This window comes from Sinobaca sp. H24, assembly GCF_023845525.1.
In genome coordinates, this window is sequence record NZ_JALBWT010000020.1 from 52,371 (window position 1) to 64,840 (window position 12,470).

The window sequence follows — 12,470 nt, forward strand, 5'->3', positions numbered from 1 at the left end:
CTTATCCCTATTCCTCGTTCGTTATTCGTTCTCTCCTTAACCCCCTTTGCTTCTCCCTCTATCTTCTGTTAAAGAGGAACAAGATGAAATAAAAGATGAAGAACCTAAAAGGATTTATTCTATTCTTTTCGGTAAAAACCCTTTTTGTATAATAGCTTCCAGACTGTTGATGGTCTCTTCGTACGACACATCTTCAGCCAAAAATGTTTTGGTGTTTCGATGGTAATCTTGCTTGTAGAATGACGTAGCAATGATGTGCTGCAAGTTTTCGGTTAACGCATATCCCGGTTGACTGGATACCGTATCTTTCCCCTCTTGGCGAATCGCAATCACCTCTGGCAAGATCATCTCTAACGTAGAAATGTCCAAATAGCTGCTTTGCCAAATCTTATGTAGGTCATATAAATGACGAGAATAGCGTGTACTTTCCTCTTTTTCATAATAATCACAGATAGCAAACACCTTGTCCAAAAACGTTCGATCAATGGACTGCACATTAGTCAGAAATGGAGCCATGTCGTACTCTTTGAAGAAACTCTCCTTTTCCGCCTCTTCTCCAGCAGCTCCCATGACAAATTGAGTAATGTAATTGCTAACGGGTCGCTGTTCAAAGGGAAAGGGCTTAAAGGCCACATTTGTTTCCACCAGGATATGCGGGCTCATTTGCGCATCTCCAACAAAGTGTTTGTCATAAGCGATTTTGTATTCATTAAACTCGCGTCCCGATCGGATCTCTTCCGCATTTAGCAAGTCAAAGCCCAATTGATCGATGACCTCCACAATATCGGTTTTCAGTTGCTTCTTTTGGCCTCTGGAGAGTTTCGTCGTTCCTTCTTCTACTGGGACACTGACATCCAGATCCTCGGAAAAGCGCTTGATGACCTCATAGCATTTCGATAGAGAGGTGCCTCCTTTAAACACAATCGAAGGCCTCCTCTCTACTAACTGTTTAAGCAGCAGGGAGACATAATAATCTTTCTCTACCTGGAAGTCTCTTAAACCGAAAGCCACGGCTGCGGACTGGATAAGGCTATTGAACAGCTCCTTGTCTTCGTGTAATCGCATCAAATAACCCCGATTCATATACTTTTAGTTTTGTTTTAACTGGATAGGCATCCATGTACGTTTTCAATGTCTCTTCCTCGAACGAAACCCCATCCAAATAGGCTACTAGTTGGGATATGCCCTCGGAAAGGGACTTTTCACTGTATCGCTCGTAGTCATTTAGCAGGTCGAGTACCTGAAGCAGCTTATAATTTTCATTCGTGATCCGTACTCTCGGCTTTTTCACGATCACTTTGTTGGTATAGAAGGTCACTTCCCGTTGCACCGACGACGTCTGATTGGTAGCGATCGTCGCAATAGCTGCCGTTTGGGACGTTAAGCCGAGCCTGTTCGCAAAATTGGTTCCTACGATATAGCCCTCTACCTTGTCTTTTGGTTTGATAAATTTCCGTTCGATCATTCGTTCCACACTTAAGACCGGTGTCCCGAACAACGGTCTTTTCTTGGGAATAAAATAGAGCCCATTTTGGACCTTTTCCACCAGCCCCTTATCCGCCAGACGCTTGAATTGCTGCCGCAGGGTGTTCGGATTCATGGGCAGATCCTCTTTGACCTGATCGGTGAAGATCGGTTCATCGTATCCGTAGGTGTCTAATAAAAATTGATAAAACCTCATTCGCCTTCCCCTCCTCTATTTATTGTAACACTTTTCATTATTTATTTTCCATAAACGTTACATATGATCTTTATTAAAAGTAGAAGTAACCTCTTAGCGTGAACTATGATCCTATCGCAGTTATTCGAATGGGGACATCAAAACAGGAGCTGCAAAGAGACCATCCAAAAGTTCCTAAACATAGTGGGGAACAGCAGTCGTAGAAACGACAAAACATCTAGCAAAACCATCCAGCTATATGGGTCAGACAATAAGGTAGTGATCCCTAAAGTTAGAATAAAAAACTCACTTTGGGGATGTTTTTCATGGCAAAATATAGCGAAGAATTCAAACGGAACCTGGTCACCGAGTATTTGGCTGGCCTTTTGGGCTATCCAAGGTTAGCCAAGAAATACGGAAGGTCCGGCTATGGGCGATTCTACACAAGCTTTTGAACAGTAAAAATAAAAATTGAACAATATATTAACATATGTTAATATATTGTTATAAATAACCTGAATGGCTACTAGAAAGGAGTTTCTTGTATGGATTCATACGATCACAAGTCATTAGATGAAGAAACCTTATTTATGGTTTCCCAAACCTTCAAAGCGTTGTCTCATCCTAATCGTATTCGTATCTTACATCTTTTATCGCATGCCGAGTATTCGGTTAATGACATAGCGGAACAGTTGGGGCTTAAACAATCTTCTGTGTCACACCAACTTATTTTTTTGAAAAATCTACGATTAGTCAAATATCGTAGAGAGGGTCAAAGTCTGTATTATTCCCAGGATGATAAGCACGTCATGCATGTGCTTAATGAAATGATTGAACATGCCCAGCATTAAAAAATCCGGAGTCAGAAAGGAGATACTATGAGTCACGATCATAGTCACGGAGCAAACAAAAAAGCTTTAATGATAGCGTTTATCATCACGACGGTTTATATGATTGTGGAAGCCATCGGTGGATTTTGGACCAATAGTTTGGCTTTGCTATCGGACGCCGGCCACATGTTAAGTGATTCGGTCTCTCTTGGCGTAGGACTGATTGCTTTTATAGTAGGAGAGAGGGCTGTTAGTCAAAGTAAAACATTTGGGTATAAACGTTTTGAAATTTTAGCTGCATTGTTTAATGGAATAACATTAATCGTTATTGCGTTATATATTTTTTATGAAGCGTCTCAACGTTTTATCGATCCCCCCGAAGTAGCTTCCGTTGGGATGCTGCTCATTGGAATTGTCGGGCTATTGGTCAATATTCTTGTCGCCTGGATGTTAATGTCGCGGGGAGATACAAAAGAAAACCTGAATTTACGTGCCGCCTTCTTACACGTCATTGGAGATTTATTAGGCTCCGTGGGAGCTATCGTGGCCGGACTTCTCATTCTTTTTTTTGATTGGGGATGGGCGGACCCATTAGCAAGTGTTCTTGTAGCTGTTTTGATTACGATAAGCGGTGGTCGTGTGGTACGAGAGAGTATTCATGTTCTAATGGAAGGCACCCCTAAAAATATCAAACTCGAAAAAATAACAGAAGTGATAACCAGCCATACGGAAGTGCAGTCGATTCATGATTTACACGTATGGAATATTACAAGTGAACAGATTATACTTTCTTGTCACGCCGTTATTGAAGGCCAATATTCCATTCAAGAAGGGCAGAAGATACTGCGTGAGATAGAAACTGCTCTCCAGCCTCTTGGTATTCATCATGCCACCATTCAATTAGAAACAACGGAACACCCTCATGAAGAACAATTATTATGCGCTATAGATAGCACGGGAGCTGCCCATGAACCTCATGCCCATTAAATATACAATAGAATCCTTATAAAAAAAGCATGGTCCCTCATTGTGAGGCCATGCTTTTTTTTATACATGAAAAGAAAATTAGTACTTTCCATAAGAAGAAAACAGAACCTTCACAAAGGAAACAGAAAAAGCTTTTCCGGCCCTTGATAAGTCTCTGCTTCTTTTTTTCTTACGTCTTACGAAAAACACGCTTCGTTTTTAAAGGCATATAGGCTGCTTATTCATGCTTATTAGCTAAAAGAAGAAAAATGATAATAAGTACAAAGGCCGTTAACGCAAGAAAAGGGATCGTGACAAATCCGCCCCAATTAATATACTGCATGTTACAAGGGACACCAGAGGCACAGGGAGGAGCCGGAGCCCATTGTGGAAATTTCTGTATCCCGTAGTGATACAGGGAAATACTTCCGCCGATGCCTGCCAAAGGCAAAACATACTTTCTAATCCCATAATCGCTGTGATACGCAGCGATCCCTAACATGATAGGCAATGGATACATGGCAATGCGCTGATACCAGCATAGGTCGCAAGGGACAAACCCCTGCACCTGGCTAAAGTAAAGACTTCCTCCCACAGCCGCGATAGAAACAAGCCACGCGGCATACACCCAAAGGGTTGATCGTTTGGTTAATGTCATGAGCCTATGCTTCCTCTCGTTGTTGTTCCACGAGTTCTTTGATGGCTTCGTAATCAAACGGATCGTCTACTTTGACGTTTCCGACCATAATGGTAGGCGTAACTTCTACCTCATAGTCTTCTACCATAGCGATGTCTTCTTGAACCCGGTTCACATAGGTCTGCTGGTTAATATCGTTCGCTAATCTCTCTTCATCGATCGGCACGTCATTCGTTTCAGCTACTTCCACCAGCTTTTCCGGCGTTACCCATGGATCATCATGGGATTGAACCTCGGGCTGCTGCTGAAATAGTTCCTCATGAAAAGACCAAAAAGCGTCCGGTTCATGCTCCCATACGGATTCACTCGCTAACGCGGCCAACTCCGACTCTTCTCCGTGAAAAGGGGTATTGATAAACACAAATTGAGCGTCGCCTTCTTCGATAAACTCTTGTTCTAACTGCGGGAAAATTTCTTCATCCCATGCTTTACAGGATGGACACTTATAGTCTCCGAATTCTGTAATCGTAACCGGGGCATCAGCCTCCCCTTTCGTAGGCTGATTGGCTGCAGAAGGAGCCGCATTATACGACGTTCCCATCTCCGCAGATGGCGTGGACGACGGATAGAAAGAATGACCGCTGTCACGATAAGGATGATACCAATGGTTAGAAGTACCAGTTTTTTCATGGAAAATAGTTGTGTCATGTTGAATAGGACCACCTTTCATTAATTGTGCAACCCATTTCGTATCTCTTGTGAAGCATACACTACCTGATAAGTTCCTATCTATTCTTTCTTATGCTTACGGTTCAATTCGTTCCATATATTGTTGAATCGTTTCTTCCGTCATCCCCCCTGTGTTAATATGCACCACGGTCCCCTCTTGATCAATAAGAAGCGTAGTCGGTAAAGGACCAATACCATATAGATCCAGCACGTCTTGTTCTCGGTCCATTAAAATCGGATAGGACAAGTTATGTCGAGTGACAAAACGTTCCACCGCTAAGTTGGATTCCCCCACGTCAACTGCTAATATTTCCACGCCTCGATCTTTGAACACTTGATATTGATTATCCATGTAAGGCATCTCTTCTTCACAGGGCGGACAGTAGGTGCCCCAAAAATTTAAAAATACTCCCTGCCCTCGGTAATCTTCTAATTCAACCGTTTTCCCTTCTAACGTCTCTAACTGAAAGTTGGGAGCCGTGCTCCCCTCCTGTATGGCCACATACTCATTTCCTGTCACATTCGTATAGAACACATACCCCAGGACCATGGCTATGGTACTTAATAACGACGCTCGGAAAAACCATCTTTTTCTCTTTTTGGTCATGCTCATCCGAAATCTCCCTTTCCTATGTAGAAAGAACGAGAGGACCAGCCAATGGCTGTCCTCTATGCTCTTTATTTTTTCGCGTGCAGTAAACGAAGCGCATTGAGCGTGACCAAAAGAGTCGCGCCCATATCCGCAAAAATGGCCATCCATAGCGTAAGCCATCCTGGAATCACCAACAATAAAGCGACCGCTTTTAATCCCAGCGAAAAGCCAATATTCTGCTTAATGATCGTTAAAGCCCGCCGGCTTAGTTTCATCGTAAAGGGAAGCTTCGTTAAATCATCTCCCATTAGGGCAATGTCTGCGGTTTCTAAAGCCGTATCCGTCCCGGCTCCTCCCATAGCGATACCGACGGTACTGCTGGCCATAGCCGGGGCATCGTTGACGCCATCTCCTACCATCGCCACTTTGTGATGACTGGCGGTCATTTTTCGGATAAAGGTGACTTTATCTTCCGGCATTAAGTTCGCCTGGATCGAAGACACACCCATCTGCCGGCCAATAGCCTGGGCCGTTTCCGGATTGTCGCCCGTCAGCATAATCGTTTCTTTGATGCCTAACTGATGCAACGCTTGAATCATGCCGGCACTTGTGTCCCGAACGGCATCGGCCAGAGAAAAATGCCGAGAAGCGCTTGCTTGGTTCCTAGAAGAAGAACGGTGTTTCCCTTTTGTTGTAACTGTTTCAGTTGTTCCTCTTCTTTTGACCCCCACCAGTCCGGAGCTATCTCACGAAATAAAGCGGGGCTTCCTATATAATAGGGGGTTCCCTCGATAGATCCTTTCACGCCTCGCCCCGTCATAGATTGAAAATCGTCCACTACTTTGTCGGAAAAAGGGATCTGTTCTTGGATTGCTTGATCGATAATGGCTGCTGCTAACGGATGCTGGGATCCGTTTTCTAAGGCCGCCGCTATCGCTATCACTTCTTGTTTATTCCCAAACGTTTCCGGAACAAAAAGAGCAACCACCTCCGGTTTCCCCTGCGTCAGCGTCCCTGTTTTATCAAAAGCAATCGCTCGAAGGCTTCCTGCCGCCTCCAAATAGGAACCCCCTTTGATCAATACGCCATGCCGGGCCGCCGTACCAATCGCGGTAACGACCGAAACGGGGGTCGATATCACCAACGCGCAGGGACATCCTACAACCAATACGGCTAATCCTTGATAGATCCAGGTCTCCCATGTTGCTTGAAAAAACAGAGGGGAACCGACGCAACCAATAAAGCGATGACCATAATCACCGGGGTATAATACGTCGCAAAACGATCGACAAAGGCTTGAGAAGGAGCTCTTTTTTCCTGGGCTTCCTCGACCAAATGAATAATTTTAGCCATGGTCGTATCTTCTGCTCGTTTCGTTACATAGATTTCTAGCAGCCCTTCCTCGTTTAATGTACCGGCGAACACCGTATCGGGCTTTTTCTTTTCCACCGGCATGGATTCACCGGTGATCGTGGCCTGGTTGACGGTGGAGGACCCTTTAACGACCTCCCCATCCATCGCGATACTCTGCCCTGGTTTAACCACGAGAATATCTCCGATTTCCACGTCTTGAACCGGGACGGTTCTTTCCTGACCATGACGACGGATTCGTGCTTCTTTAGGGCTGAGGTCCATCAGGGAGCGAATCGAATGCCGGGCTTTATCCATCGAATAGCGTTCGAGCGCTTCACTAATGGCGAATAAAATCACCACAATCGCCCCTTCCACCCATTCCCCGATTAAAACGGCTCCAATAACCGCTATCGTCATGAGCGTTTTCATATCAAACGTAAGTCGCATCAGATTCTTTATTCCGGTTATAAAAAAGACATGCCCCCTACAAGAATAGAAGTGAGGTACAAACCAATCGTCAGAAGCGACTCTTCTCCGGTGTATCCATGAACAAGCCCGGCCACCAGGAGAAACATAAGAGCCAACAGAACCGAAGAATGCTTTTTCCAAAACGAGTCCGTGTTCTCTTCGAACGCCTGATTTTCCGGCACAATTTTTAAATTCTCAAACGAACCGGCTTTTTCTAACGCCTGGACCGTGGTTTCTCCTGTTACAATGACTTTTGATGCGGCAAACTGTACATTAGCGTCTTCTACGCCATCCAGGCGCAACACGTTCTCTTGGAACGTTTTCGCACAACCTGCTCAGGTGAAGCCCTGAATACGATACACCTGTTTTTGTTCAGGCTTGGACATGCGGGGCCTCCGTTTCTTCCTCATGAACCATGGCCAATTGTAGAATGGACCGTACATGTTCGTCATCCAAGGAATACCATACGAGTTTTCCATCTTTACGATGTTTTACCAAGCCTATGCGGTGGAGGGAACGTAAGTGATGAGAAGCATTGGCCACGGGGGCTTGAAGTAAGGATGCTACATCGCAGACGCACAGCTCGGCTTCGATCATTAATGCCCGCATAATGGTCATGCGGCTAGGTTCTGCCAGTCCCTTAAAAAGAATCGACATTTTCTGCACCCGGTCCTGATCTATTTGATTCGTAATTCGATCGATTTTATCAGGATCGTAACACGTGATATCACAAGTGTCTTGACCGTTGAACGTTTTATCATCTCTTCATCTCCTTATATTCAAACTTTCATTTGATTGTATCATTATCATGTTTGTTGACTATCAAAATCAATTTTCCTTACTTCTCCTATTATTCGTATGGTTAAATAGAAGAAACCTATTTTTTAAGGAGTTTTGTTTTGTGTATCGAGTGTTATTATTAGGAATGACTTGTTTTTCTCTCCTGTTAGCCACCCTCTTTCTGCGTTTGGTCATACCGCCTTGGAACAATCAACGCCGGAGGAGGGCACGGTATCGACTCTTCCACCGATATCATTCTTGTATTTAATACAGATATTGGAGACAAAGTACCGTACAGATCGTTTCCTCGACAGGAGAACCTGTGCCACTCAATGACCTGGTAGTGGAAGCGAATACGTTGTATGCAACTATAGATACAGACCTACCGGAAGGCGAATATAACGTGGTATGGACCATCATCGGCGCAGACGGCCACGGCATTGAAGGCTCCTATACGTTTTATTATGAGAAGGCTTCCGCTGATTCACCTTCCGAAACCGTAGAAGACGAGACGTCACCTGAAGAAGACTCTTCCATTCCTCCACCAGAGCAAGCAGATCCTCCCTCTAGCCTCCTCTTTCTATTGGGTGGATTTTCTTTGATAGCGTTTTTATCTGCGATCATGCTTCAAAAAAGGAGACCGGTCTAATATGATGATGTATTATCTCGGAGAGTTTCTATTATATAGCAGCTTCGCCCTACTGACGGGCGTACATATCCTCATATTTGTTCCTGAAAATAAAAAGCCACTCCTTACGCCCTCGAAACGCTGGGTACAGCTCGCGATTCTTTTGATAGTAATAGCCAGTGGGATGCCTGTCATACAAACAACCCTCTTTTTACAAGATGCTGTAGGATTTATCGCGACTTTTCAGTAAGTATTAAGAGAATTTGAAGTAGGTATCGCCTGGTCTAATATTGTCCTTCTTTCTCTGATCTACTACATCCTCGTTTCCATCTCTACACCTGCTGTCAGACAACATCGAGGTTATGCGGTTGTTACTCTTTTCTTCACGCTGGGAATGATAGGAGCCGTAAGTTCCGCCGGGCACTCGGCTTCCTTGGAAGGAGAACTTGGGACATGGATGCATTTTTCGCATTTGACCTTTGTCAGCATATGGGCCGGGATCTTGGGGGTAGTTGCTTGGTTTGCTACAAGCGAAAATCATTGGCCTTCCTTTTTGCGATGGTTCACGCCGTTAGCTGTTGGATGTCTCCTGGCGATTATCGGAAGTGGCCTGTGGATGATGAATCTTACAACCGATTTACAAGCTTATCCGTCCACTTGGATGCTTACCTATGGTCAGGCGTTGGTCATCAAGCACCTGTTAGTCCTACCCATTGTAGTACTAGCAGGATTCCAAGCTTTTTATATGACGAGTCCCCGTCATAGAGTTAAAAAAAGACGTTCCCTGGGTGGTGCTAAAGCTGAAAGTGTCTTGATCCTTTTGGTATTTGCCGCTACCTCTATACTAGGCCAATCCTCTCCCCCGCATGATATTTCTGAAACCATGAAGTCAGCCGGTACTTCTCCCTGGTTTAATTACTTTTATGGCGCTGCCCCTTCTGGTTTCTCTCCTATAGAATGGCAGGGCCACCCTGTTTATAGCTTGTTTTTTGTGGTAGCTTTGGTTTTTTTCATCCTCCTTATAAAAACCGTGAAACAGCAGCAATGGGGATGGACCATTGGAATGGCTTTATGTTTTGTAGGCTCTGCTTATCTAGGATTGATGACCAATTTTTATTAAATGTTCGCTTTGTCCTTTTTCGACTTTCCTTTTCAGCAAGGAGATTGCTGGGCTGTTACCAAAATACAAGTACATAAAAAGTGCTCTTCAGTTTTAGAAACCGAAGAGCATTTTTTATGTATAATCATCTAAATACGTTTTTTAAAGCCACTGTTAGCCAAGCATGACAGGGGATTCATTCCAAGTAGTAACAAATCTGAATCTGTTTTGATTTCACTTAATTAATGATCTTCATTTTATAATTTATCTTCCTTGACCGCTTCCGACAGAGAATGACCTATCATCATAATATAAATAGCTACCGTGATCATTTTCCAGGCTACTCCCCCAACTTGTTGATCCCTAAGCAGATAAGTACTGGAAAGAAGCTCTCCTGAGAAAATAATATAAATCCCTATAGGAGTCAAAAGCACCCCGATGCCGGCGATGTAGACGATTCTGAGGAGCGGCTGCAGCGTAGTACCATTTTTAGCAGGGGATACGACAGGCCACCACATCATAAAAGCCAAAGGAAATAATAAAAGAAAGGCCCCGGCCTGATAAAGGGGATGCCTAATAATAACCTCAAACACGAAGGGAACATAATAGATACTAAATATGATATTAAACAAAATAAGGGCGACCCCGGGTTTAGTGAATACAGTAATCAATCGACTCCCTACCCGATGATTATAGAGGGGTTTCAATAATGAATCGGTTAATCCCAGTAAGATGAGAATAGGTACCAGAAAATAAGTCGCGGTCTGCTGCAGCATATGTACTGTAAACGTTGTGTTTCCTACGCCTAACAGGGGAAAGGACTGCACAAGGAATAGTAATAAACACCAGAGATAAATAGCGCTTTTTTCGATCCTTCTGTTGGTGCTCTGCTTTTTTTCATGGCATTCAAATACCACCGTGTACTAAACAGCAGTATAACCAATAAAATAGCACTCCAAATCATTATCATAAGTACTGAGCCTCCTCTGCGCTAGCTTTGAACGTGCTGAATACTCCTCTATAGGGCATCAACAATAATATGAAACTGGTCGGATAGAATAGATAATAAAACGCCATAGCGATATTATTCAGCACCATTTGATGTACAAATGCTAGTATTTAATCGAGGCACGTTTGCCAAAGTATGTATCAAAAAGAGAATCACGAGCAGAGATCGCCTATTTCTTGCAGCATGGGATCGGAAAATCCCATACGCCGCAAACGGCATTCCACAGAACTACCATTGGGAAGGAAGATCGAAGTATTTAAAAAATGGAAGTTAGCCAACTCAGCAACGATTAAGTATAGATTCGGGAAACCTCTTCTGTAGTGTTATGTAATAACTTCATCTTACACGAGGAGTCATGAGTTTTCTATCTTTTTTTAAAGGTGTGGCCCTTTCTATATACAATGGGGCAAAGCATGTACAAAAAGCTGCCCGTTATAGCGGCCAGCTTAATCTCTTACTATTTAAATTTATGAAAAGGATTTAACACCCAAGTAATGTTCCTGCCAATAACTGTCGTTCAAGTTAACTGTTTCCACACCAGAACTTCCAGAGTGAATCATTTGATCGTTTCCAATATAAACTGCACTGTGAGAAGCTCCTGATGTAGCATAAGTGCCTTCAAAGAATACGACATCTCCTACAGAGGGACTGTCTTTAAATGTACCATCATTTTCCCACATTTGAGCATGCGTACGAGAAATATCAATCCCATTTTGCTCAAATACATAGTTAATAAAACCACTACTGTCAAGGCCGCTCGCTGTTGTGCCGCCCCATACGTAGGGAGTGCCTAGAACGCTTTGGGCAGCTGACACTATGCCCGATGTTGACGTGTTTGTGGAAGAATCTTCTGCAGGAGCAGCTTCATTGCTTGTTTCAGTAGAAGCAGAGGCTACCTGGTCATTAGAAGAGGTGCTTGTAGAAAGCTCTTTCTCTGCTTCATCTTCCCTTGAATCATTAGAAGAAGCTAATGCAGCAGATGTCTCCGGTCCAACCAAGCCATCAACACGTAAGCTTTGATCTTCTTGAAATGACTTTACAGCTTCTTCTGTGTTCGAGTCGAATATACCGTCCGAACTGTATGTATCATATCCCAGATCATTCAAGTCGGACTGCAGATCACGAATGTCACTGCTCCCGTTATTATTAACAATAGCAGTGCTAGTGTTTTCCTGGCTGCCTGATTCTGCAGACACCGGCCTGTTTTCAGATGAAGATGAACTTTCGGATGCACTCGGGTCAGCAAATGCAGAGGCGTTTCCGCTTATTACAGGAGTGAATGCAAGAGCAGTAAGTACAGCGGATGAAACAAGGTATTTACTTGACTTACGATTAAAAGCTAACATGACAAATCCTCCTTGGGATGATTAATGATAGGTGGAACCATGAGCAATCGTATCAGAGAATAGCGATCAATAGATTTCATTTTATTTACAATGTCATAACGATTTCAATATGATCTAGAATGGTTTTGTTAAATTCGTATAAATCAATATATCATTAGAAAAAACCTTAACAATAAACATATATTGATTAAATGAAGTAAAAAAAGAAGTACTTATGAAAATAACCCCGGTACCATCCATACCGGGATCATCTTTTAACAGCGTAAGCCTTTTTTATACCCTGTCCATATTATGGAGCATAGTTTACAAGGACAATCCTTTTTCATCTTTTTATCTGTTCCTCCCTTTATCCTGGACCAGGTAATGATGACCA

General features: G+C 43.4%; 12 protein-coding genes and 1 pseudogene. 4 read left to right on the forward strand and 9 right to left on the reverse strand.

What is annotated here, in order from left to right; genetic code table 11:
• Positions 1-114: 114 nt before the first annotated feature.
• Both MMY81_RS21235 and MMY81_RS21240 read right to left on the reverse strand, forming a co-directional pair.
• The gene (locus tag MMY81_RS21235) at positions 115-1,065 is read right to left on the reverse strand and encodes a nucleotidyl transferase AbiEii/AbiGii toxin family protein (RefSeq protein ID WP_252314430.1); all 951 of its coding nucleotides are present in this window, start codon (positions 1,063-1,065) and stop codon (positions 115-117) included.
• Complete coding sequence (locus tag MMY81_RS21240; protein WP_252314431.1) at positions 1,031-1,681, reverse strand: hypothetical protein; 651 nt, start codon at positions 1,679-1,681, stop codon at positions 1,031-1,033. Before MMY81_RS21240 ends, MMY81_RS21235 begins: the two co-directional genes overlap by 35 nt.
• A gap of 524 nt (positions 1,682-2,205) precedes the next feature.
• Here MMY81_RS21240 and MMY81_RS21245 point away from each other — a divergent pair.
• Positions 2,206-2,511, forward strand: a complete 306-nt coding sequence (locus MMY81_RS21245; RefSeq protein ID WP_252314432.1) for an ArsR/SmtB family transcription factor — start codon at positions 2,206-2,208, stop codon at positions 2,509-2,511.
• Between the two features lie 27 nt (positions 2,512-2,538).
• The gene (locus tag MMY81_RS21250; protein ID WP_252314433.1) at positions 2,539-3,477 is read left to right on the forward strand and encodes a cation diffusion facilitator family transporter; all 939 of its coding nucleotides are present in this window, start codon (positions 2,539-2,541) and stop codon (positions 3,475-3,477) included.
• Between the two features lie 217 nt (positions 3,478-3,694).
• On the opposite strand, the gene MMY81_RS21255 is transcribed toward MMY81_RS21250, so the two are convergent.
• The 5 genes and pseudogenes from MMY81_RS21255 to MMY81_RS21275 form a co-directional block, all read right to left on the reverse strand.
• On the reverse strand, positions 3,695-4,114 hold the full coding sequence (locus MMY81_RS21255; RefSeq protein ID WP_252314434.1) for a disulfide oxidoreductase: 420 nt from the start codon (positions 4,112-4,114) through the stop codon (positions 3,695-3,697).
• Positions 4,115-4,118: 4 nt separating this feature from the next.
• Positions 4,119-4,823 carry a DsbA family protein gene (locus MMY81_RS21260; protein WP_252314435.1) on the reverse strand — a complete coding sequence of 235 codons (705 nt, stop codon included), beginning with the start codon at positions 4,821-4,823 and terminating at the stop codon, positions 4,119-4,121.
• Between the two features lie 75 nt (positions 4,824-4,898).
• Positions 4,899-5,429 carry a thiol-disulfide oxidoreductase ResA gene (gene resA, locus MMY81_RS21265; protein WP_252314471.1) on the reverse strand — a complete coding sequence of 177 codons (531 nt, stop codon included), beginning with the start codon at positions 5,427-5,429 and terminating at the stop codon, positions 4,899-4,901.
• Between the two features lie 71 nt (positions 5,430-5,500).
• A pseudogene (locus MMY81_RS21270) lies at positions 5,501-7,621 on the reverse strand (heavy metal translocating P-type ATPase).
• Entirely contained in the window at positions 7,608-7,892 is a 285-nt protein-coding gene (locus MMY81_RS21275) for an ArsR/SmtB family transcription factor (protein ID WP_256497982.1), read from the reverse strand. Before MMY81_RS21275 ends, MMY81_RS21270 begins: the two are co-directional and overlap by 14 nt.
• A gap of 421 nt (positions 7,893-8,313) precedes the next feature.
• On the opposite strand from MMY81_RS21275, the gene MMY81_RS21280 reads away from it, so the two are divergent.
• Both MMY81_RS21280 and MMY81_RS21285 read left to right on the forward strand, forming a co-directional pair.
• Positions 8,314-8,664, forward strand: a complete 351-nt coding sequence (locus tag MMY81_RS21280) for a copper resistance CopC family protein (protein ID WP_308215430.1) — start codon at positions 8,314-8,316, stop codon at positions 8,662-8,664.
• 436 nt (positions 8,665-9,100) lie between these two features.
• Entirely contained in the window at positions 9,101-9,763 is a 663-nt protein-coding gene (locus MMY81_RS21285; protein ID WP_252314437.1) for a copper resistance D family protein, read from the forward strand.
• A 236-nt stretch (positions 9,764-9,999) separates the two neighbouring features.
• Here the strand turns inward: MMY81_RS21285 and MMY81_RS21290 are convergent, their stop codons facing one another.
• On the reverse strand, positions 10,000-10,659 hold the full coding sequence (locus MMY81_RS21290) for a cytochrome c oxidase assembly protein (protein WP_308215428.1): 660 nt from the start codon (positions 10,657-10,659) through the stop codon (positions 10,000-10,002).
• A gap of 559 nt (positions 10,660-11,218) precedes the next feature.
• The gene (locus MMY81_RS21295; RefSeq protein WP_252314438.1) at positions 11,219-12,097 is read right to left on the reverse strand and encodes a C40 family peptidase; all 879 of its coding nucleotides are present in this window, start codon (positions 12,095-12,097) and stop codon (positions 11,219-11,221) included.
• Positions 12,098-12,470: the final 373 nt, after the last annotated feature.